The 22,029-nt window shown below is 71.2% G+C and carries 20 protein-coding genes and 1 riboswitch; of the genes, 9 read left to right on the top strand and 11 right to left on the bottom strand.

From position 1 onward, the window contains the following. Positions 1-264: 264 nt before the first annotated feature. Positions 265-1,395, bottom strand: coding sequence for an FAD-dependent monooxygenase (locus ITI46_RS22250; protein WP_209241472.1), 1,131 nt, complete (start codon positions 1,393-1,395; stop codon positions 265-267). 237 nt (positions 1,396-1,632) lie between these two features. Between ITI46_RS22250 and ITI46_RS22245 the strand changes: the two genes are divergently transcribed. Both ITI46_RS22245 and ITI46_RS22240 read left to right on the top strand, forming a co-directional pair. Next, the gene (locus ITI46_RS22245) at positions 1,633-2,628 is read left to right on the top strand and encodes a GntR family transcriptional regulator (protein WP_209241471.1); all 996 of its coding nucleotides are present in this window, start codon (positions 1,633-1,635) and stop codon (positions 2,626-2,628) included. A 208-nt stretch (positions 2,629-2,836) separates the two neighbouring features. After that, complete coding sequence (locus ITI46_RS22240; RefSeq protein ID WP_209241470.1) at positions 2,837-3,172, top strand: DUF427 domain-containing protein; 336 nt, start codon at positions 2,837-2,839, stop codon at positions 3,170-3,172. Between the two features lie 113 nt (positions 3,173-3,285). Here ITI46_RS22240 and groL read toward each other — a convergent pair whose 3' ends face one another. From groL to thrC, 4 genes are all read right to left on the bottom strand, one after another. Continuing rightward, positions 3,286-4,914, bottom strand: a complete 1,629-nt coding sequence (gene groL / locus ITI46_RS22235; protein ID WP_209241469.1) for a chaperonin GroEL — start codon at positions 4,912-4,914, stop codon at positions 3,286-3,288. 439 nt (positions 4,915-5,353) lie between these two features. Then, positions 5,354-5,557, bottom strand: a complete 204-nt coding sequence (locus tag ITI46_RS22230) for a cold-shock protein (RefSeq protein ID WP_016472377.1) — start codon at positions 5,555-5,557, stop codon at positions 5,354-5,356. Positions 5,558-6,056: 499 nt separating this feature from the next. Beyond that, positions 6,057-6,332, bottom strand: coding sequence for a MoaD/ThiS family protein (locus ITI46_RS22225; RefSeq protein WP_209241468.1), 276 nt, complete (start codon positions 6,330-6,332; stop codon positions 6,057-6,059). A 145-nt stretch (positions 6,333-6,477) separates the two neighbouring features. After that, positions 6,478-7,800: a threonine synthase gene (gene thrC, locus ITI46_RS22220; protein WP_209241467.1), complete on the bottom strand. Its 1,323-nt coding sequence runs from the start codon at positions 7,798-7,800 to the stop codon at positions 6,478-6,480. Positions 7,801-7,817: 17 nt separating this feature from the next. After that, positions 7,818-7,968: riboswitch (SAM riboswitch) on the bottom strand. Between the two features lie 180 nt (positions 7,969-8,148). Between thrC and ITI46_RS22215 the strand changes: the two genes are divergently transcribed. Together ITI46_RS22215 and ITI46_RS22210 are read left to right on the top strand one after the other, a co-directional pair. Further along, positions 8,149-9,153 (top strand): glucosyl-3-phosphoglycerate synthase, encoded by a 1,005-nt coding sequence (locus ITI46_RS22215; RefSeq protein WP_209241466.1) that lies wholly within the window; start codon positions 8,149-8,151, stop codon positions 9,151-9,153. 76 nt (positions 9,154-9,229) lie between these two features. Beyond that, complete coding sequence (locus ITI46_RS22210) at positions 9,230-10,717, top strand: alpha,alpha-trehalose-phosphate synthase (UDP-forming) (protein ID WP_209241465.1); 1,488 nt, start codon at positions 9,230-9,232, stop codon at positions 10,715-10,717. A 19-nt stretch (positions 10,718-10,736) separates the two neighbouring features. Here ITI46_RS22210 and otsB read toward each other — a convergent pair whose 3' ends face one another. From otsB to ITI46_RS22195, 3 genes are all read right to left on the bottom strand, one after another. After that, positions 10,737-11,579: a trehalose-phosphatase gene (gene otsB, locus ITI46_RS22205; protein ID WP_209241464.1), complete on the bottom strand. Its 843-nt coding sequence runs from the start codon at positions 11,577-11,579 to the stop codon at positions 10,737-10,739. Between the two features lie 68 nt (positions 11,580-11,647). Continuing rightward, entirely contained in the window at positions 11,648-11,902 is a 255-nt protein-coding gene (locus ITI46_RS22200; protein WP_307808271.1) for a DUF3263 domain-containing protein, read from the bottom strand. A gap of 44 nt (positions 11,903-11,946) precedes the next feature. Continuing rightward, on the bottom strand, positions 11,947-13,185 hold the full coding sequence (locus ITI46_RS22195; RefSeq protein WP_247746396.1) for an extracellular solute-binding protein: 1,239 nt from the start codon (positions 13,183-13,185) through the stop codon (positions 11,947-11,949). Between the two features lie 296 nt (positions 13,186-13,481). Between ITI46_RS22195 and ITI46_RS22190 the strand changes: the two genes are divergently transcribed. From ITI46_RS22190 to ITI46_RS22180, 3 genes are all read left to right on the top strand, one after another. Continuing rightward, positions 13,482-14,477, top strand: a complete 996-nt coding sequence (locus ITI46_RS22190; protein WP_307808270.1) for an ROK family protein — start codon at positions 13,482-13,484, stop codon at positions 14,475-14,477. Next, complete coding sequence (nagA, locus tag ITI46_RS22185) at positions 14,474-15,655, top strand: N-acetylglucosamine-6-phosphate deacetylase (RefSeq protein ID WP_209241462.1); 1,182 nt, start codon at positions 14,474-14,476, stop codon at positions 15,653-15,655. The genes ITI46_RS22190 and nagA overlap by 4 nt, the downstream gene beginning before the upstream one ends. Before the next feature lie 173 nt (positions 15,656-15,828). Then, complete coding sequence (locus ITI46_RS22180; RefSeq protein ID WP_209241461.1) at positions 15,829-16,794, top strand: 1-phosphofructokinase family hexose kinase; 966 nt, start codon at positions 15,829-15,831, stop codon at positions 16,792-16,794. 15 nt (positions 16,795-16,809) lie between these two features. Here the strand turns inward: ITI46_RS22180 and ITI46_RS22175 are convergent, their stop codons facing one another. Together ITI46_RS22175 and cdgB are read right to left on the bottom strand one after the other, a co-directional pair. Beyond that, entirely contained in the window at positions 16,810-17,832 is a 1,023-nt protein-coding gene (locus ITI46_RS22175) for a carbohydrate-binding protein (protein WP_209241460.1), read from the bottom strand. 104 nt (positions 17,833-17,936) lie between these two features. Continuing rightward, the gene (gene cdgB, locus ITI46_RS22170) at positions 17,937-19,691 is read right to left on the bottom strand and encodes a diguanylate cyclase CdgB (RefSeq protein ID WP_209241459.1); all 1,755 of its coding nucleotides are present in this window, start codon (positions 19,689-19,691) and stop codon (positions 17,937-17,939) included. A gap of 339 nt (positions 19,692-20,030) precedes the next feature. Between cdgB and ITI46_RS22165 the strand changes: the two genes are divergently transcribed. After that, positions 20,031-20,549, top strand: coding sequence for a flavin reductase family protein (locus ITI46_RS22165; RefSeq protein ID WP_209241473.1), 519 nt, complete (start codon positions 20,031-20,033; stop codon positions 20,547-20,549). 30 nt (positions 20,550-20,579) lie between these two features. Here the strand turns inward: ITI46_RS22165 and arfB are convergent, their stop codons facing one another. Continuing rightward, positions 20,580-21,020 (bottom strand): alternative ribosome rescue aminoacyl-tRNA hydrolase ArfB, encoded by a 441-nt coding sequence (gene arfB, locus ITI46_RS22160; protein ID WP_209241458.1) that lies wholly within the window; start codon positions 21,018-21,020, stop codon positions 20,580-20,582. A gap of 334 nt (positions 21,021-21,354) precedes the next feature. Between arfB and ITI46_RS22155 the strand changes: the two genes are divergently transcribed. Beyond that, entirely contained in the window at positions 21,355-21,930 is a 576-nt protein-coding gene (locus tag ITI46_RS22155) for a TerD family protein (RefSeq protein WP_209241457.1), read from the top strand. Positions 21,931-22,029: the final 99 nt, after the last annotated feature.

Here is a 22,029-nt window from a genome sequence, read left to right as displayed (position 1 = left end):
AGCGTTACGCATGCGAGCGGAGAGCCTTCCATGAGGGGGGACGTTCCGGCCGCGTACCGGGGGCGCAGGGGGGTTTGCGTCCCGGTCTCGTCGCGACCTGGCACCCACCCTGGGAACCGGCTCCCCACCCCGGCAAATATGTGACGTACGATCCAGAATCGGGGCAAAGCAGACAGCGCCCCCGCCTCGCGCCTCTCCGCCCAGGTCAGGGCAGCGCGCTGCTACGAAGTCCGCTCGTAAGTGATCTGGCTCCTATGGGCGCCCTCACACCCCACTCCCCTCAGAATCACCCAGAGTGATGGCGTTCTTCGCGAGGGTGAGCGACTCCTCGGAGGCGCCCCGTCCCGGGTTCTCGGTGGCGAGGGCCTGGTTGAGGGCGGCGTAGGGACGCATGCGCTCCTCGTAGCGGGGCAGCGCGACGGCGGGGTCGGCGGAGCGGCCCAGCTCCTCGGCGAGGACGTAAGCGCCCACCAGGGCGAGGCTGGTGCCCTGCCCGGAGAGCGGTGAGGGGCAGTAGCCCGCGTCCCCGACCAGCGCGACGCGGCCCCGTGTCCAGCCGTCCATATGGATCTGCGCCATGGCGTCGAAGTAGAAGTCGGGCGCCGTCCGCATGGCGTCCAGCAGCTTGGAGGTGTCACCGCCGAGGGACGCCATGCGCTGGGCGAGAAGGCTCTGCTGCTGCGCGGTGTCGCGGTGGTCGTAGTCGAGCGACTCCGACATGAAGCCGAGGGTGGCGCGGAGCTCGGTGTTGTCGCGTACGGGATAGAGGCAGTAGCCGGCGCTCTCGCCCTGCACCCACACCTGCCAGTTGTCGAGGCCCAAGAAGTTGTCCGTAGTGAAGACGGCCAGGTGGGAGCCGAGGTGGCGGAGGTGGTCGGCCTCGGGGCCGAAGGCGAGGCGGCGTACCCCGGAGTGCAGGCCGTCGGCGCCCACCACGTAGTCGAACGTGCGCCGCGTTCCGCTCGCGAACGTGACGTGCACGCCGCCCTCCGTCTGTTCGAGCTCCGCGACGGAGTCGCCGAACAGGAACTCGGCCTCGTCCCCCGCCCGGATCCGCCGGTGGAGCAGCGCCGTCAGGTCCTCCCGCAGCAGTTCGATGTCGTCGCTGTCCAGCCGGCCGCTGCTGTGCGTCATCTCGGTGGAGCGCCACAGCTCGTTGCCGTCCCCGTCGTGCATCGACATGCCGCGCATCCGGGTACGCGCCGCGCGCGCCTCCCCGAGGAGGCCCATCCGGTCGAGCACGTCGAGCGCGACACCACGTACGTCGATGGCGTGGCCGCCGGGCCGTACGGCGGGGGCCCGCTCCACGACGGTGGGCGCCAGGCCACAGCGGCGGAGCCAGTGGGCGAGGGTGAGCCCGGCGACACTGGCGCCGGAAACGAGGACGGTCTGCATGAGCTCTCCTTCGGGACGGCTGTCTCCCGACGCTCGGACGTACGACGTACGACGTACGCGGCGCGGGGTCAGGCGTGCACCGTGCACGCGCAGCCTCAAGCTGAAACTGAATGTACGGCGTACGCACACCGTCGCCAACTGGCACTGAGCCGCTACTGACCTAGTACAGGGCCATTCGTCGCACCCCTCCGCGCTGCTAGCCTCTGTCCTAGTACAGTCAGCAGAAGGGAACCCACTGTGGCGCACTTCACACCGCCGTACGCCCGCATCGCGGCTGAGCTCCGGCGGCGTATCGCCGACGGCGAGCTGGCACCGGGCGACCGGGTGCCCTCCACCCGACAGCTCGCCAGGGAGTGGCACGTCGCGCTGGCGACGGCGACCAAGGCGCTGGCCGCGCTGCGCCAGGACGGCCTCGTCGAGGCCCGGCCGCGCGTGGGCACGGTGGTGGCACCACGGCGCCGCAGCCACGCGCCGGCCGCCGGCCGCCCAACGGACGGGCCGGGCCGGGAGTTGAGCCGCGAGCGCATCGTGCGCGCCGCCATCGGGATCGCCGACACCGAAGGGCTCGCCGCGCTGTCCATGCGGAGCGTCGCGGCCCGCCTGGGCGCTGCGACGATGGCGGCCTACCGCTACGTGAACAGCAAGGACGAACTCGTCCTGCTGATGGCGGACACGGTGCTGGGCGAACTCCGGCTGCCACTACGGCCGGACGATCCGGCCACCGACCCCGCCACCGGTCCCGCCGCCGGTCCGGCCACCGGCCCGGCCGAAGACTGGCGTGCTCGGCTGGAGTTGGGCGCCAGGGCCCTGTGGCAGCTGCACCGCGCCCACCCGTGGCTGGCCCAGATCGGCCCGCTCACCCGTCCGCTGCTGCTGCCCAACCTGCTGGCGTACTCGGAGTGGATGCTCCGCGCTCTGGACGGGAATGGCCTCCCCCCGGCGACCGCGCTCAACCTCAATGTGCTGCTCTACAGCCATATCCAGGGCCTGGCCATCCAGCGGGAGCGCGAGACGGCGGCCGAGAGCAGCACCGGTCTGACGGAGGACGCCTGGATGGCACAGCAGCAGGAAACCCTCGCGGCGCTCACCGCCTCCGGCGCCTATCCGACGTTCACCCGCCTCATCGACGCACTCGGCGACGACGGCTACGACCTGCACCTGGACGAACTGTTCGAGATCGGCCTCGCCTCCGTACTCGACAGCGTGGACCGGCTCATCGACCGCCGGCCGTGAAGCGTTCGCCCGTGCTCGCGGCGCGGACCGGAGGAGTTGGGATACCGACCGGCCGGTCTGCTTGCCGAGGCCGTACCGGGCAGGGCTCGCGCCCTGGAGCGGCTTCGAGTGGATCGGCTGGATCGGCTGGATCGACCGGATCGGGTCGACGGGGAGACGTACCGCGCGATACCGGTGAAGATGGCAACTCCCGACGGAAGGACCGCGCATGACCGCACAAGGCCACACGATCACCATCGAGGAAGGCGCCGAGCGCGTGCGAGTGGTCACGCGCGACGGCCGGGTGCTGGCGGAGAGCCGTCGGCCGATGTTGCTGAGCGAGACCGGTTATCCGGTGCGGTACTACCTGCCGGTCGAGGACATACGCACCGACCTGCTCACGAAGTCCGACACCCACACCCGCTGCCCCTTCAAGGGCACCGCAGACTACTGGTCGCTTGCCGACGGCAGCGCCCACGACATCGCCTGGTCCTACCCCGAACCCCTCGACCAGGTCTCCGAGATCAAGGGGCGCATCTGCTTCCCGGACATCCAGGTCGGCTGAGCCGCCCACCGCCGGCGCGCCGGCGGAACGGCGACCACCGGCACGGCGAAGGGCGGGCACCCCGCAGGGTGCCCGCCCCAGGCGGTACGCAGCCGATCAGACGGCGGGCTTCCTCAGAAGTCCATGCCGCCCATACCGCCGGCGGCACCGGCGTCGGCGCCCGCGGCGGCCTTCTCCGGCTTGTCGGCGATGACGGCCTCGGTGGTGAGGAAGAGCGCCGCGATGGAGGCGGCGTTCTGCAGCGCGGAGCGCGTCACCTTGGCCGGGTCGAGGATGCCCTCGGCGATCATGTCGACGTACTCGCCGGTGGCCGCGTTCAGACCGTGGCCCGGGGTCAGGTTGCGCACCTTCTCCACGATGACGCCGCCCTCGAGGCCGGCGTTGACCGCGATCTGCTTGAGCGGGGCCTCCAGGGCCAGCTTGACGGCGGCGGCACCGGTGGCCTCGTCGCCCTCCAGCTCCAGCTTCTCGAACACGGAGGAAGCCTGCAGCAGGGCCACGCCACCGCCGGCGACGATGCCCTCCTCGACGGCCGCCTTCGCGTTGCGGACGGCGTCCTCGATGCGGTGCTTGCGCTCCTTGAGCTCGACCTCGGTGGCGGCACCGGCCTTGATGACGGCCACGCCGCCGGCCAGCTTCGCCAGGCGCTCCTGGAGCTTCTCGCGGTCGTAGTCCGAGTCGCTGTTCTCGATCTCGGCGCGGATCTGGTTGACCCGGCCGGCGACCTGCTCGCTGTCGCCCGCACCGTCGACGATGGTGGTCTCGTCCTTGGTGATCTGGACCTTGCGCGCCCGGCCCAGCAGGTCGAGGGTGGCGTTCTCCAGCTTGAGGCCGACCTCCTCGGAGATGACCTGGCCGCCGGTGAGGATGGCGATGTCGTTCAGCATCGCCTTGCGGCGGTCACCGAAGCCCGGGGCCTTGACGGCGACGGACTTGAAGGTGCCGCGGATCTTGTTGACGACCAGCGTGGAGAGGGCCTCGCCCTCGACGTCCTCCGCGATGATCAGCAGCGGCTTGCCCGACTGCATGACCTTCTCCAGCAGCGGAAGGAGGTCCTTCACGTTGCTGATCTTGGAGTTGACGATGAGGATGTACGGGTCCTCGAGCTCCGCCTCCATGCGCTCCATGTCGGTGGCGAAGTAGGCGGAGATGTAGCCCTTGTCGAAGCGCATGCCCTCGGTGAGCTCCAGCTCGAGCCCGAAGGTCTGCGACTCCTCGACGGTGATGACGCCTTCCTTGCCGACCTTGTCCATGGCCTCGGCGATCAGCTCACCGATCTGGGTGTCGGCAGCGGAGATGGAGGCCGTCGAAGCGATCTGCTCCTTGGTCTCCACGTCCTTCGCCTGCTCCAGCAGAGCGGCGGAGACCGCCTCGGTGGCCTGCTCGATACCGCGCTTGAGTGCCATCGGGTTGGCGCCGGCGGCAACGTTGCGCAGGCCCTCGCGTACCAGCGCCTGGGCCAGCACGGTGGCGGTCGTCGTGCCGTCACCGGCGACGTCGTCCGTCTTCTTGGCGACCTCCTTGACCAGCTCGGCGCCGATCTTCTCGTAGGAGTCCTCGAGCTCGATCTCCTTGGCGATGGAGACACCGTCGTTGGTGATCGTGGGGGCGCCCCACTTCTTCTCCAGAACGACGTTGCGGCCCTTCGGGCCGAGCGTGACCTTGACGGCGTCGGCAAGCTGGTTCATGCCACGCTCAAGACCGCGCCGCGCCTCCTCGTCAAAGGCGATGATCTTGGCCATGTGGGTTGGTCCTCCCTGGATTCCCCCATGCGCCGAGCGCAAGGGGAGGGTTGGATTTCTCCGGACCGCGTGGCGCCCGCGACGGACGGCCTGCGACCCGGCGGTTCCTTCCCCACCCGGCCCACGGCCTCACCGACCCGGTCCTTCTTTGTCACTCTCACTCGCAGAGTGCTAACCCAATGATTAGCACTCGGGCATGGAGAGTGCAAGCTAAGTTGGGGGCGTCGCCTTGGTGCCCCCTCGCCTGGTTGCGAGAGGGGGTACGGGCGCTTGCCCTGCTGGGCTTGGGCAGTCTGCTCCCCCAAGCTCTTCGAGCAGGAGGTACCCGCAGGGCGCAGGGTGGGCAAGCGCAGCCCCCACGCCGGGTACGCGAAAGAAGGGGCCGCACCATTGGGTGCGACCCCTTCATTGCGATAGCTCTCGCGCAGTCCGGCGACACTCAGCCGGTCACGCGGACCATGTCCGCCTGCGGCCCCTTCTGCCCCTGCGAGATCTCGAACTCGACCCGCTGCCCTTCGTCCAGGGTGCGGTAACCGTCCATCTGGATCGCGCTGTAGTGGACGAACACGTCCGCACCACCGTCGACCGCGATGAAGCCGTACCCCTTCTCCGCGTTGAACCACTTGACGGTGCCCTGAGCCATTCCTAACTCCCCTATTACTGGCCCTTGCACGAGCCCGCACTTCGCGAGCCCGGGTCAGACCTCACCCCCACGAGCAAGCGGGGGCGTGCGCCGGAACGCGTCGACCGCCGCTGAATGTATCTGCACGGACGCCCTGTGCAACAGGTCAATCGGACGAGAATTCTGGGCACGACTGATCGGAAATTTGCCTCAACTGCCCCCGGAGCAGGGCAAGTCGGGCCAGACATACGGGGCCTTCGCGACAATTGCCGTCCGGTTTTCGACAGCAACTTGTCCCGTTGTTGTCGCGATGTTGATCCGTCTCCGGCGCGTGCTGATATGCGTCCGGAAAGGGTGGGGGAGAAAAACCGACCGTCACTCTACCGTCTCCCGAGCCCCCTTCCGTCACATGGAATCGCCCCTTCCGTTTTCTCCGGAAGGGGCGATCAGAAGGGCGAAGCCCTGGTCGGCGCGGCCGAGCGGGTCAGCAACCGGACGGCCCGGCGGCCGGCCGGACCGTTCAGCCGCCGGCCACCGCCGGGATGATGGAGACGCCCGCACCGTCAGGAGTCGGCGTCTCCAGGCCCTGCTCGAAGCGGACGTCGTCGTCGTTGACGTAGACGTTGACGAAGCGGCGGAGCTTGCCCGCGTCGTCCAGGACGCGGGCGCTGATGCCCGTGTGGTTCTTCTCCAGGTCCGCCAGCACCTCGGCGAGGGTGCCGCCCTCGGCGGTGACCTCGGCCTGGCCGCCGGTGTAGGTGCGGAGGATGGTCGGGATCCGGACGTTGACGCTCATGTCGATCTTCCTAACGTAAAGAGGGAAAGCACCCCAGGGGGCCCGTCCCAGGGGCCCGCTCCGGTATTCCCACCCGCTAAACACCGGGGGGCGGATTTCAGCCGTCCGCTCACCGCCGGCCGCGTGGGACCTCCGGAACCTCGGGTCAGGCCAGGCCGGCCTCGCGGAAGGCGCCCAGGTTGGGGCGGATCACGGCGGTGGGCCGCGCCGTGGGGGCCACGGCATCGAGGGTCTTGAGGCCGTCGCCCGTGTTCAGCACGACCGTGGACAGCGACGGGTCGATGGCGCCGGACTCGATCAGCTTGCGGGTCACGCCCAGCGTGACGCCGCCGGCCGTCTCCGCGAACACGCCCTCGGTCCGCGCCAGCAGCTTCATCGCGTCCACGATCTCGGCGTCGTTCACGTCCTCGACGGCTCCACCGGTGCGCCGGCAGATGTCGATGACGTACGGCCCGTCCGCCGGGTCGCCGATGGCCAGCGACTTGGCGATCGTGTCGGGCTGCTTGACCGGGCGGACGGCGGAGGTGCCCTCCTTGTACGCGCGGGAGACCGGCGAGCAGCCCTCCGCCTGCGCGGCGAAGATCCGGAACGGCTTGTCCTCGACGAGTCCGAGCTGGATCAGCTCCCGCAGCCCCTTGTCGATCTTCACCAGCTGGCAGCCGGAGGCGACGGGGATGACGAGCTGGTCGGGCAGCCGCCAGCCCAGCTGCTCACAGATCTCGTACGCCAGGGACTTCGAGCCCTCCGCGTAGAACGGCCGCAGGTTGACGTTGGTGAAGCCCCAGCCCTCGCCCAGCGGGTCCCCGATCAGCTCGGAGCAGAAGCGGTTCACGTCGTCGTAGGTGCCGTCGATCGCGACGAGGTCGCCGCCGTAGATCGCGGCCATCACCACCTTGGACTGCTCGAGGCCGTCCGGGATGAACACGCACGAGCGCAGCCCGGCCCGGGAGGCGGCGGCGCCCACCGCGCCGGCCAGGTTGCCGGTCGAGGAGCAGGACAGGGTGGTGAACCCGAAGGCGCGGGCCGCCTCCAGGGCGATGGCGACCGGGCGGTCCTTGAAGGAGTGGGTGGGGTTGCCGGAGTCGTCCTTGACGTAGAGGCCGCCGGTCACGCCCAGCTCGGCGGCCAGCCGGTCGGCCTTCACCAACTGGGTGAAGCCGGGGTTCAGATTCGGCTTCCCCGCGACATCGGCAGGTACCGGCAGCAGCGGCGCGTAACGCCACATCGAGGCGGGTCCGGCCTCGATCCGCCTGCGCAGGCCCTCCGGGTCACCGGTGGGCAGCTCGTAGGCGACTTCCAGCGGGCCGAAACACTCGAGACACACGAAGCTGGGCCCCAGCTCGGTGCGCGTACCGCACTCACGGCAGGAGAGGGCCACAGCGGCGCCGAGGTCGTACGGGGGGTTCCCGGAGGCGTCGGCGGCATCGGTGGACGTGGTGCTGTTCGCTGCAACTGTCTGCACAGCCATGGAGGCGAGGCCCTTTCTCCTCATCTTCCCCGTGGCGTATCTCGTCACGGGCCGGAATTGGCACCGTCCCCACGAGGCGGTCTCGCCTTGGAGGTCCGCGTACACGCGGATCGCGGGATGGTTGCCGGGGCTTCAACGGGCCGTTCCCTCTGCCCCTCTGGATGAGCTGCACTATGGCTCCGGGCGGCCAGGGGCCGCTCGGGCGTTTGTCGCGGCGACCCCGAGATGCGGAGGTCACCTGCGTTGTTCAAGACTGTAACGGACGGCGGTCACGCTTGAGAGGGACGTCCGAACCGCGAGATGGATCAGCTGTCGCCCATCCTCCCCCGACTACAGGAAGGCGCGCACGTGCTCGATGAAGTGGGCCAATGGCTGCGGCGCCGCTCCTGGCGCGTCGCCGACCGGCCACTGGAGGCGCTGCTGGCGGCCAAGCGCCGCACCGGCACCACCGTCAGCGTGGTGCTGCCCGCGCTCAACGAGGAGGCCACCGTCGGCGACATCGTCTCGGTGATCCGCCGCGAGCTGGCCTCGCCCCACCTGGACACCGGGACGCCGCTGGTGGACGAGCTGATCGTGATGAACTCCGGCTCCACCGACCGCACCGCCGAGGTTGCCGCGGCGGCCGGGGCCAAGGTGATCCACCGGGACGAGGTGCTGCCCCGGCTGCCCACCCGCCCCGGCAAGGGCGAGGTGCTGTGGCGCTCCCTGCTGGCGACCAGCGGCGACATCGTCTGCTTCGTCGACGCCGACCTGCGCGAGTTCTCGCCCGACTTCGTCACCGGCATCGTCGGGCCGCTGCTGACGGAGCCGGACGTCCAGCTGGTCAAGGCGATGTACGACCGTCCGCTCCGGGACAGCCCGGCGGGCGGCGGCCGGGTGACGGAGCTGGTGGCGCGCCCGCTGCTCAATCTGCACTGGCCGCGGCTGGCCGGGCTCGTCCAGCCGCTGGGCGGTGAGTACGCGGCCCGCCGCTCGCTGCTGGAACGGCTGCCCTTCCCCGTCGGCTACGGGGTGGAGCTGGCGCTGCTGGTGGACGCGCTGGAGCTGGTGGGCCTGGACGCGCTGGCCCAGGTGGATGTGGGGGTACGGCTGCACCGCAACCAGGACGGGCAGGCGCTGGGCCGGATGGCCACCGCGATCTACGCGGCGGCCGAGCGCCGGATCGGCCGGGGCGGCCCCGCACTGGCGCAGGGGGCGCCGAGCGTGTTCGAGGGGCGGTCCGGCGGGACGGCGCTGACGCAGTTCGAGCGGGACGCTACGGGGTGTTTCGTCCCCCGCGGGCATTTGGTGGACGCGGAGGAGCGGCCGCCGATGTGCACCGTGCCCGAATACGGGCAGCGGGTGGCGGCGTGAGGGCCCCGGTTTGCAGTTCCCCGCGCCCTTTCGGGGCGCACTTTTGAGCAGGTTTGGCGGCCGTTAGGCTCGCCGCATGGTCGCTGGAGCAGCAACATCACAGGCAGCGTCTGCACAGGTGCTGGTCGCCTCCAACCGCGGGCCGGTGTCCTACACGCTGGGCGACGACGGCACGCTCAGCGCGAAGCGCGGAGGCGGCGGGCTGGTCTCCGGGCTGTCGGCCATCGGTCCGGAGACGGACGCGGTGTGGGTGTGCGCGGCGCTCGGCGCCGGCGACCGCGAGGCGGTCCGGCGCTCGGGGGGCCACCTGGACGGCGGGGACACCGGCGGGCAGTCCGTACGGATGCTCGACATCCCGCCGGGCACGTTCGAGGCGGCCTATCACGGCATCGCCAACTCCGTGCTGTGGTTCACCCATCACATGCTGTATCAGACGCCGCTGGAGCCCGTCTTCGACGAGGACTTCGGCCGCCAGTGGGCGGAGTACGAGGCGTACAACGCCGCCTTCGCCGAGGCGCTGGCGCAGGAGGCCGGGCAGGGCGCCACGGTTCTGGTGCAGGACTACCACCTCACGCTCGTCCCCGGCATACTCCGCGAACGCCGCCCCGACCTGCGGATCGGCCACTTCTCGCACACCCCCTGGGCGCCCGCCGACTACTTCCGGCTGCTGCCTGACGAGTCCGCTGTGCGGGTGCTGCGCGGCATGCTCGGCGCCGACCGGGCCGCGTTCCTGACCGCACGCTGGGCCCGGCTGTTCACCGAGTGCTGCGAACGGGTGCTGGGCGCGACGGTCACCGGGGGCGAGGGGGGCGCTTACTCGGTGACGTACGAGGGGCGCACGACCCGGATCGGGGTGCACCCGCTGGGCGCCGACGGCGACTTCCTGCGCGAGCGCGCGCACCGGGACGACGTGGCCGAGCGGATGGCGCAGCTGCGGGAACAGGTGGGCACCGGCCCGGACGGCAGTCCCCGCCGGACCATCGTGCGGGTGGACCGGACCGAGCTGTCCAAGAACATCGTCCGCGGTCTGTACGCGTACCGGCGGCTGCTCGCCGACCACCCCGAGTGGCGCGAGCGCGTCGTCCATCTGGCGTTCGCCTACCCCTCGCGGCAGGATCTCGCCGTCTACCGCCACTACACGGCCGAGGTCGGCAGGGTCGCCGACGCGGTCAACGAGGAGTTCGGCACGGAGGGCTGGACTCCGGTCCTGCTGCATGTGAAGGACGACTTCGCGCGGTCGCTGGCCGCCTACCGGATGGCGGACGTCGCGCTGGTGAACCCCATCCGCGACGGGATGAACCTGGTGGCGAAGGAGATCCCCGTCGTCTCCGACGAGGGCTGCGCCCTGGTGCTCTCCCGGGAGGCCGGAGCGTACGAGGAGCTGGCGTCCGACGCCCTCTGCGTGCACCCCTTCGATGTGCGGGAGACGGCCGAGGCACTGCGGGCCGGGCTGGAGCTGGACGCCGCCACCCGCGCGGAGCGGACCCGCCGCCTGGCGGAGACCGCCACCTCGCAGCCGCCGACCCGCTGGCTCCTCGACCAGCTGGAAGCGCTCCGGCCCTGACCCGGTCGCGGGCGGGTGGCTACAGCTCGTCCGCCAGGGCCTCCAGCCAGGCCGCCAGCCCGGCCGGGCCGGTGACACGGAGGTCGGCGCCGGTGCGGAGTTGCTCCACCGACTCGGTCGCCGTCTCGGGCGCGCTGTACACCAGCAGCCCCGGTACGCCCTCCCGGCGCAGGGCCTCGACGGCGGCGTAAGCGGGCAGATCGCCCAGGTCGTCCCCCGCGTAGACGACAGCGGTGGCGGCCCGTTCCCTGATGTACTCCGTGAGGGCCGCGCCCTTGTCGGCGCCCGGCGGGCGGAGTTCGAGCACCATGCGGCCCGGCTCGACCACGAGGCCGTGCCGCTCGGCGAGGGCGTACAGCGGGCCGCGCAGCTGCTGAAGTGCCTGGTCGGGCGTGGCCGCGCGCCGGGTGTGCACGGCGAGCGCCCGGCCCTTGTCCTCGGTCCAGGTGCCCTGCGGTGCCGCCGACTCGGCGAGTACGGAGGGGAGTTCGGCCCGTACCGCCGCGACCCCGGCGGGCGGTTCGGGCGCGCGCAAGCGCCGGTCGGCGGCGTCCCACCGCTCGGCCCCGTACGCGCCGAGCACCGTCAGGCCCTCCAGTCCTGCGACGCTCTCGAAGCCGCCGTACCGTACGGCGTCCGCCGCCGGCCGCCCGGTGATGACGGCGACCCCGGCCAGCCGCGGGGCCAGCCGCGCCAGCGCGTGCACCGCCTCGGGGCGGGCCCGCGCGTCCTGCGGGTCGGTGACGATGGGCGCGAGCGTCCCGTCGAAGTCGAGCGCGAGCACCGCGCGCGCGGGGTCGGCGAGGAGGGCGTCGAGCGCGGCACGCCCCGCGTCGGTCTCCGGCAGTGAGGGAAGAGACATGGCCGCACCATAACCATGCGGGGTTACCGGCGCTTGTACCTGGCGTGGGGGCAGGGCACCAGCGGGAACTAGTGCGTCCGCTCCCGATTGGCCTGCCGGACACTCCGCAACCGGTTCACCGTCACAGGGTCGAACGCGAGCGCCCTCGCATCGTCCAGCAGCGCGTTCAGCTGCTGGTAGTAGCGGACCGGCGACATCCCGAGCCGCTCCCGGATGGCCCGCTCCTTCTCCCCGGGCGAAGCCCACCCGCGGGCGGCGAAGGACAGCACAGCCCGGTCCTGCTCCGACAGCCCCGCGCGGGCCTCGCCTTCCGTATCGCTCACCCCTCCACCGTACGCACAAGGTCTGTCAGGACGGGCGGGCTCCGTCAGGACGGTGCCGACTCCTCCTCGGTCTCCGCCTTGCGCTGCAGCATGGTCAGCACCCCGTTGGGGTCGCCGCCCTTCATGGCCGCCCGGCCGATGGACTTCTTGATGGTCGCGCTGGTGCCCGCCCAGGACACCTTGCCCACCGGGTAGAACTCGGCCCCGGCGAGCTGGTCGAGGAAGGGCCAGAGCTTCTTCTGCTTCTCGTCCTTGCGCATCCGCTCGGACGCGCTGGTGGTGACGGGCAGCAGCCCGTACTGCGAGGTGAAGGCGTAGTGGTTCTTCTCCTCGAAGACGTAGGCGAGGAACTTGCCGCACGCCTCGCGGTGGCCGTTCTTGTCGTTCTTGTTGAACGCCATCATCCAGTCGGCGACGCCGAGGGTGCCCTCGGCGGGGCCGCTGCTGCCGGGCAGCTTGCCGGTGCCGTAGGCGATGTGCTCCTTGTCGGCCTGCTGCATCAGGGTGGGGTGCCCGTTGAGGATGCCCACGTCGCCCTTGACGAACGCCTCGAACATCTTCTGCCGGTCGACGCGCTGGGGGTTGGGTTCCGTGTAGCCGGGCGCGACGAGGTTGTCGCGCAGCCACTTGAACGTCTCGATGTTCTCGGGGGAGTTGATGGTGTAGTTGCCGACGCTGTCGACGTAGCTGCCGGCGTTGCCGAGCATCCACATCAGGGACTCGCCCTGAGCCTCCTCGGGGCCGAGCGGCAGCCCGTAGGGAATCTTGACGCCGGCCGATTTGAGGGCCTGCGCGGCGGACTTGAGCTCGCGCCAGGACTCCGGCGGCTCGTCGGGGTCGAGCCCGGCCTTCTTGAAGAGGTCCTTGTTGTAGAAGAGCACCCGGGTGCTGGCGACGAACGGCAGCCCGTACTGGACGCGCCGTACCTCGCCGGCCTCGGCGAGCGCGACGAGGAACTCGGCCTGCACGGGTATCGGAAGCAGTTCGCTGACCTTGTAGAGCTTTCCTTCGGCCGCCCAGTCGGCGTACGAGTCGACCTGGGCGATGTCCGGCGGGTTGCCGGCGTCGACCATCGCGGTGAGCTTCTTGCCGATGTCGGTCCAGCTGTAGACGGTGACATCGACGGTGATGTCGGGGTTCTTCTTGGTGAACGCGTCGGCGATCTTCTGCCAGTAGATCTTGGAACTGTTCTCGCCGCCCGGATTGCCGTAGTCGGCGGCGACCAGTTTCAGCTTCACCTCCCCCGACGCCGGGCCACGACCGCAGCCGGACAGTGCGGTCATTCCGGCCGCTCCGGCCACTCCAGTCGCGGCCAACCCCAGGAAACGACGCCGATCCATTGTCTTCATACCCCTCAGCCCTGAACCCTCAGAACGTGCCGCAGACTCTGGCGCCTCACGCTTCCCCCTGGCACCACCAACCCCGGCCCGATGGGCGGGAGTCTCCCCCAGGAGGGCCCGAGCGTCTACCGAAACCGGATACCGGTAAGGAATCAGCTTGGTTCCCATTCGGTGATCCGGAACGAGAAGCTCCTGGAGTGGACTAGACCTTTAGGGTCGTTGCACGGGAAACTGTCCCCGTGAGCACCCGTGACGAGCCCCCCACCACATCTGCCGCGCGGTACGTCATCGCCCTGGACGTCGGCGGCACCAGTATGAAGGCCGCCCTCATCGGCACAGGCAACGAACTGCTGCACGAGGCACGCCGGGAGACGGCGCGCGAACGCGGGCCCGAAGCAGTAGTCGAGTCGATCCTCGACTTCACCGCCGAGTTGCGCGCCGTCGGCCTGGCGCGCTACGGGAGCGAGCCGTCCGCCGCGGGCGTCGCCATCCCCGGCACCGTCGACGAGGAGCAGGGCATCGCCGTCTTCGCCGCCAACCTCGGCTGGCGGGACGTCCCCATGCGCACCCTGCTCAGCGAACGCCTCAGCCAGGAGCGGCCCGCGGGCCTGCCGCCGTTGCAGGTGGCGTTCGGCCACGACGTGCGGGTCGGCGGCCTTGCGGAGGGACGCATCGGCGCGGGCGGGGGCGTGGACCGCTATCTCTTCCTTTCGCTGGGCACCGGCATCGCCGGCGCCATCGGCATCGGCGACCGGGTCGAGGCGGGCGCGCACGGCAGCGCGGGCGAGATCGGCCACATCGTCGTACGGCCCGCAGGCCCGCCCTGCGGCTGCGGGCAGCGCGGCTGTCTGGAACGGCTGGCCTCCGCCTCCGCCATCGGCGCTGCCTGGGCCGAGGCGAGCGGGGACCCGCAGGCGACGGCGGCCGACGCGGCGAAGGCCGTCGAGGCGGGTGACCCGCGCGCCCAGCGGGTGTGGGCCGACGCCATCGACGCGCTGGCCACCGGCCTGGTCACGGGACTTACCCTGCTCGACCCGCGCACACTGATCATCGGCGGCGGCCTCGCCGAGGCAGGCGACACCCTCTTCGTTCCGCTCCGGGAGGCGGTGCGCGAGAAGGTCACCTTTCAGCCACTCCCGGCCATCGTGCCCGCGGCCCTCGGGGACGCCGCGGGCTGCCTGGGCGCGGGGCTCCTCGCCTGGGACCTACTCTCCGCGGAGGTTGCGAGCCGATGAGCAAGCGAACGGTGCTGACCGGCGCCCGGGTGGTGTTGCCCGAAGGAGTGCGGGAGAACGGCAGGCTGACGGTCGAGGGCCGCACCCTCGCAGCCGTCGGCGCCGGGACGGAACGGGGGCATACGGCCGACGCGCCCGAACCCGGCGCCGAGACGCTCGATCTGACGGGGCACTGGATCGTGCCCGGCTTCGTGGACATCCACGTACACGGCGGCGGAGGCGCCTCCTTCTCGGCGGGCAGCCACCAGGAGTCGCTGACCGCCATCGACACCCACCGCAGGCACGGCACCACCACGATGGCCGCCTCCACGGTGACCGGCGACCTGGACGAGCTGTCCCGGCAGGCGGGCTCGCTGAGCGAACTGGTCGAACAGGGCGATCTGGCGGGCATCCACTTCGAGGGCCCGTTCATCTCCTGCGAGCGGCGCGGCGCACATGACGAGGCGCTGCTGCGCGACCCGGACCCGGCCGACGTACGCAAGCTGCTGGACGCGGCGCGCGGCCGGGCGGTGATGATGACCCTCGCCCCCGAACGGCCCGGCGGACTGGACTCGGTACGGCTGCTCGCCGACAGCGGTGTGATCGCCGCCGTGGGCCACACCGACGGCAGCTACGAGAGCACCAAGGAGGCCATCGACGCCGGAGCCACGGTCGCCACGCACCTGTTCAACGCGATGCCGCCGCTCGGCCACCGGCAGCCGGGGCCCATCGCCGCGCTGCTGGCGGACGAGCGCGTCACCGTGGAGCTGATCAACGACGGCGTCCATCTGCACCCGTCCGTCCTCCGGTTGGCGTTCGACGCGGCCGGCGCCGGCCGGGTCGCCTTCATCACCGACGCCATGGCCGCAGCGGACATGAGCGACGGCCACTATCGGCTGGGCAAGCTGCAGGTCGAGGTGCGGGACGGCGTGGCCCGGCTGGTGGAGGGGGGCTCCATCGCCGGTTCCACACTGACGCTCGATCAGGCGTTCAAGCGCGCGGTCACCGTGGACGGGCTGCCGGTCACCGACGCCGTCACGGCGCTGTCCGCCACCCCGGCGCGGCTGCTGGGCATGGCCGACCGGGTGGGCTCCATCGAGCCCGGGAAGCTGGCGGACCTGGTGGTGCTGGACGAGGAGTTCACGCTGGCCGGAGTCATGCGGCAGGGCAGCTGGATCGTGCCCCCGCGCCCCCGCTGAGGCGGCACGAGGGGTCGCCCGGTGCGGGCTGCAATGGCATGATCGCTGGCGCGGCCCGCAGGGCGCTCGTGCGGTCGCGGGGCAGCTCGTGCGGTCGCGGGCTGCCGAAGTGTCGTATGTCGTGGGTGGTATGTCGTGAACCGTCGTCGGACGGGTGAGGGTGGTGCGCGCAGATGATCCTGACCGTCACGCTCAACGCCGCACTCGACCTCACCTACCGGGTGCCCCACCTCGTCCCGCACGCCTCGCACCGGGTGCGGGAGGTGACCGAGCGCCCCGGCGGCAAGGGGCTGAACGTCGCCCGGGTGCTCGCCGCGCTCGGTTTCGCGACGACCGTCACCGGATTCGCCGGCGGCGAGACGGGCCGCGTCCTGCGTACCCTGCTGGCGGCGGACACCGCAGACGCCGCGAAGGACACCGCGGGCGGCTCCGGCTCCCTCACCGACGCGCTGGTCCAGGTCGCCGGGCGCACCCGGCGCACCGTCGGCATCGTGGACGAGACCACCGGCGACACCACCCAGCTCAACGAGCCGGGACCGCACATCGCCCCCGAGGAGTGGGACGGCTTCCTGACCGCCTACCGCGAGCTGCTGGGCCGCGGCGCCGAGGCCGTCGCCCTATGCGGCAGCCTGCCGCCAGGCGTCCCCGTCGGTGCGTACGCGACGCTGGTGCGCGAGGCGCGTACGGCCGGCATCCCCGCGCTGCTGGACACCAGCGGGGAGCCGCTGCGCCGCGGACTGGCCGCCCGGCCCGACATCGTCAAACCCAACGCGGAGGAGCTGGCCGGGATCACCGGCACCGCCGAGCCGCTGCGTGCAGCCCGTGCGGCCCAGCGGCGCGGCGCCCACGCGGTGGCGGCCTCGCTGGGGGCCGACGGGATGCTGCTGGTCACCCAGGACGGTGCCTGGAGCGCCGCCGTACCCGAGCGGCTGGCCGGCAACCCGACCGGAGCGGGCGACTCCGCCGTCGCGGGCCTGCTCTCCGGACTGGCCGAGGAGCTGCCCTGGCCGGACCGGCTCGCCCGCGCGGTCGCGCTGTCCGCCGCGACGGTGCGCTCCCCGGTGGCCGGCGAGTTCGACGGGCCGACCTATGAGCGGATGCTGCCCTCGGTCCGGGTCCGCAAGGCGGAGACGCCGTAAGGAGAGCCGGGCCGGCTAGCTCCAGCCCCTGGTGAGCCAGACCTTGTCCAGGTTGGCCTCGCACCCGGAGTCGCAGGCGATCCTGATGGAGTTCTGGCCCTTATGGAGCTGGATGTTCGACCAACTGTTCGTCCAGCCGTTCTCCCAGTCGCCTTCCTTAGCGTGGGAGAAGTTCTTCAACCGCAGCGGCCGGCTCTCGGGATTCCCGTTGACCGTGAGGTTGGCCTCCGTGTCCTTGCCGGGCACGCCGTAGCGGACGTGGAGGGTGTACTTGCCGCCGGCGGGGAGGTTCTTCATCTCCCAGGTCGCCGCGGCACCGGGCTGGTTCATGTCGACGTACGCGCCGCCGCGGGACTGGGCCCCCGGCACCTGCTTGGCGACAGTGGCGCCGGCCAGGTTGAGGCCGGCCGCGTCCTCCTTGGGCAGCGCCTTCGGCGCGGGCCTCTTGTGCTTGTTGCCGCCGTTGCCGCTGTTGTCGTTGCCGCCCTGGCCCTGGTCGTCCTGCTGGCTGTTTCCCCCGGTGTCCCCGGCCTGCGGCTCCTCGGCGCTGCTGTCGTCGTTGAAGAAGATCGCGGCACCGATGCCGAGCACCACAGCGGCCACCACGGCTATCGCGCCCACCAGCAGGCCGGTCCTGTTGCGCCCGCCGCGGCCGTTGCCGCCCGGGACGCCCTGCTGCCGGGCCGCAGCCCGCCCGCCGGGCATCGTCTCGGGCGCCGCGTAGTGCGCACTGGGCTGGCTCTCTGGCGGCGCGGGCTGCTGCGGATAGCCGTAACCGGACTGCTGCTGCGGGTATCCGTAGCCGGACTGCTGCTGGGGGTAGCCGTAGCCGGAGCGCTGCTGTTGCTGCGGGTAGCCGTAGCCGTACTGCCGCTCACCGACGGCGCGGACCTGGTTGAAGGAACGACGGGGAACACCGGGTTGCTGGACGGGTGCGGCAGACTGCTGGCCGTCGCCCTCCTGCCGGTACAGATACGCGAACGGGTCCTCCTCGCCCCCTTCCGGCGCAGCCCCCGTGCCGTTGTTCTCGGCGGTCATCCCCTCACTCCCTACTGCGTCAGGTATCCGGGCGAGCCTACCTCTCCTGGGTGAACCCCTTGGCACGGTTGATGGCCGGAAACCCGAACTGTGCCCGGACTGTGCTAGCCCGCCCGGCGCTGTCCCTTGGACCGGGACCGTTTCTCCACATACATGCGCTGGTCGGCGGATTGCAGGACCTCTTCGGCCGTCATACCGCAGCCCGCCCAGCCGATGCCGAAGCTGGCGCCTACCCGTACCGAGCGCCCGTCAACCTGGATCGGGGGGATGATCGCGTTCCGCAGCCGTACGGCCAGGTCCTGGGCCTCAGCGGGGCCCAGCCCGTCGGCCAGCACCACGAACTCGTCGCCGCCGAGCCGGGCGACCGTGTCGTCGTCCCGCACCCCGGCTTCGAGGCGGCGGGCCACCGCGATGAGCACCGCGTCGCCGCAGTTGTGGCCGTAGCGGTCGTTGATGGACTTGAAACCGTCCAGATCGCAGAAGAGGACGGCGAGCCCCTTCTCACCGGGCCCGTCGCCCTTCGGCGGCACCGCGTGCACATGGTGCGGGTCGGGGATCCCGCCGCCGGGGACGGCGCCCGCGCCCCCGCCCGGCGCCGTCCCGGGGCCCGGCCCGGCGCCGGATATGCCACCCAGCCCCTCCAGGTCCCAGAAGCCGTCCCCGCCGCCGTACCCGTTCCCGTTCCCGTACCCGTTCCCGTACGGGTGTCCTGGCCCGCCGCCCGCGTGCCCGGCGGCGGGGGCGGCATCGAGCACGCCGCCCGCCTGGGCCACCGGGCGGCCCGGCATGGAACACAGCCGGCCGGCCAGCCGGGCGCGCAGTTCGGCGCTGTTCGGCAGCCCGGTCAGCGAGTCGTGGCTGGCGCGGTGCGCGAGCTGGAGCTCGTGCCGCTTGCGCTCCTCGATGTCCTCGACGTGGGTGAGCAGATAGCGCGGCCCGTCGGCGGTGTCGGCGACCACGGAGTTGCGCAGCGAGACCCACACATAGCTGCCGTCCCGCCGCTGCAGCCGCAGCTCGGCCCGGCCGCCCTCGGCCGAGGTGCGCAGCAGCGTACGGATGTCCTCCGGGTGCACCAGGTCGGAGAAGGAGTAGCGGCGCATGGCCGCGGCGGGGCGGCCCAGCAGCCGGCACAGCGCGTCGTTGATCCGCAGCAGCCTGCCCTGCTGGTCACCGCCCATCTCGGCGACGGCCATCCCGCTGGGCGCGTACTCGAACGCCTGACGGAAGCTTTCCTCACTCGCCCGCAGCGCCTGCTGCTCCCGCTCCAGCCGCACCAGGGCCCGCTGCATGTTCGAGCGGAGCCGCGCGTTGCTGATCGCGATGGCCGCCTGCGACGCGTACATCTGCAGCGCCTCGCAGCCCCATGCGCCGGGGCGGCGGCCGTTGCGGGGCCGGTCGACCGAGAGGACGCCCAGCAGCTCGCCGTCGGAGGCGTGCAGCGGCGCGAAGAGCCGGTCCATGGGGTGCCAGGCGTCCGGGGTGTCCCGCACCGGGGAGGGCGCGTGCCACTCGGGCACCTCGTCGTCGTCCAGCACCCAACCCTCGGTGTACGGGATGAAGCAGAGCGCTCCCCACTGCTCGCCCATCGCCAGCCGGCGCTCCCAGGAGGCGCGCGGTCCCACCCGGCCCGCCATCATCGACTCGGCGGCGGCGCTGCCCGCGACGGCGGCCACCACGAGGTCGCCGTCGGCGCGTACCAGATTGACCGCGGCTATCTCGAAGCCGAGGCCCTCGACCACCCCGTCGGCGACGGTCTGCAAGGTGTCGGCCAGGCTGCGGGCGGTGTTCAGCTGCGCCACGACGCGGTGCAGCTGGCGCAGACTGGCGAGGCGGACGTATGGCTCCGACTCGGTTTCCATAGCCCTCCCCCTGAGCCTTGTTCGTCAACTCCAGATGCTCGTGGCGTCGCTTCGGGGCCTCACTGCCTCAGCGTCTCGGCTGCATTCTCGGCTGCCATGGCCACTGAATCACAGCGAGCTGTTCACCCGGTACACAGGGTCAACAATTAATGCCCTCTGTGACTCAAGTCACAACAGTCCGCGATTAGTTGATTGCGCAACGTGTGCTCTCAGGGGCGCTGGTCCTAGTCCCCGTCTGGTCCCCGAGCCCGATGCGGGGCCGGAAGGGTGGCGGTTAGCGTAGCGAGCGTGTCCCACGCAGTGCAGCAGCAAACGACCCCGGTGCCCCAGTCCGACTCGATGCCCCATGCTGATGGGGTGAGCGACGAGGAGTTCCGCGCGGCGATGGCGCGACTGGCGGCCGGTGTCGTGCTCGTCACCGCGCACGACCCCGAGGAGGGAGCGCGGGGCGAGGACGTCGGAATGACGGCCACCGCGTTCATGTCCGTCTCGCTGGACCCGCCGCTGGTCCTGGTCAGCGTGCGCGAGGAGTCCCGGATGGACGAGCTGCTCTCCCGCCAGGACCACTGGGCGGTGTCCTTGCTCACACAGGCCCAGCATCAGACCGCCGGTCGCTTCGCTATGAAGGCGCGGCTCAGCGACCGGCTCCTCTTCCAGGAGCTCCCGCACAGCAGGGGCCCGGCGAGCGGCGCTCCGCTGGTGGACGGAGCGCTCGCGGCTGTCGAGTGCCGTACGGAGCAGCGGGTGACCGCGGGGGACCACACCCTGGTCATCGGGCGCGTGCTCGCCGCACGGCTCACCCATGGGGAGGGCGGGCCGCTGCTGTATTACAGCGGGCGGTATCGGTCACTGCGGTGACCGGTGCTTGGAGGGGGTGCCCGGCATGGGTCAGTCCCACCCTCGGCCCGCGCGGCCCCGCTTCAGCTCGCTGCGCTGCTTCTTCTGCCGCAGCCTGCGCTCATTGATCCCGCGGGGAACCTTCTTCTTGCGCCGGGGCGGCGGCGGAGGCGCCGTCGCCTCGGCCAGCAGGGAGGCCATCCGCACCGCGGCCGTCTCCCGGTTCCGCCACTGGGAGCGGTGCTCACTCGCCCGTACGACCAGCACGGCGCCGTCCACCAGGCGGCCGGCCAGCCGCTCCAGCGCGCGGCGCTTCCACACCTCGGGCAGCGCCTGGGTGCTCGCGAGGTCGAACCGCAGCTCGGCCTGGCTGTCGCTGGTGTTCACATGCTGGCCGCCCGGCCCCGACGAGCGTGTGAAGCGCCACGTCAGCTCGGCCTCGGGCAGGGCGACCGCGCCTCGGATGTAGTAGGGACCGGACATGGTCTCCATGGTCCGGCCTCCCGGCGCCGCCGTCATCCGCTTTTCGGACCCGCTTTCCGCACTCGCGTTCGGACTCGCGTTTGGATCTCTTCGGACCTCGCGTTGGACCTCGCGTTGGACCTCGCGTTGGACCTCGCGTTGGACCTCGCTCTGGGAACCCTCTGCGATCACCGCGAAGGTAAAGAAGGCAAAGTCGGGAGGGAAAGCTGGAACCCGCCCGTCCCTCGGTTGCGTTGTGGAGGGTGTGAGGCGTGCGGCCGCGGACCCCGGTGAGGTTCCGTTCCGGCGCCGGTGATTCCCTCGGGTATCACCACCAGAGCCAGACACGACAGAAGGGCACCCCATGGCTGTAAGCCTGTCCAAAGGCGGCAACGTCTCGCTCACCAAGGAGGCACCGGGCCTGAGCGCCGTCACGGTCGGCCTCGGCTGGGACGTGCGCACCACCACCGGCACGGACTTCGACCTGGACGCGAGCGCCATCGCGGTGACCGCGCAGGGCAAGGTCTACTCCGACCAGCACTTCATCTTCTTCAACAACAAGGCCACGCCGGACCAGTCCATCGTGCACACCGGTGACAACCTCACCGGTGAGGGCGAGGGCGACGACGAGCAGATCAACGTCAACCTGGCCGCGCTGCCCGCCGAGATCGACAAGATCGTCTTCCCGGTCTCGATCTACGACGCGGAGAGCCGCAGCCAGAACTTCGGCCAGGTGCGGAACGCCTTCATCCGCATCGTCAACCAGGCCGGCGGCACCGAGATCGCCCGTTACGACCTGAGCGAGGACGCCGCCACCGAGACCGCCATGGTCTTCGGCGAGCTGTACCGCAACGGCGCGGAGTGGAAGTTCCGCGCCGTCGGCCAGGGTTACGCCTCCGGCCTGGTGGGCATCGCGCAGGACTTCGGCGTCAACGTCTGAGGACGCATCCCGAAGGGGCGCGGGGAACTGCGCGCGCAGCCGTGAGGGGTGGCGCACCCCCCCCCACGACCCCCCCCCCCACCCAACCCCCCCCCCACC

It is taken from the genome of Streptomyces oryzae (assembly GCF_017676365.1).
Lineage (GTDB): Bacteria > Actinomycetota > Actinomycetes > Streptomycetales > Streptomycetaceae > Streptomyces > Streptomyces oryzae.
The sequence above is the reverse complement of the archived record's forward strand: the minus strand, read 5'-3'. Positions and strand labels throughout refer to the sequence as shown.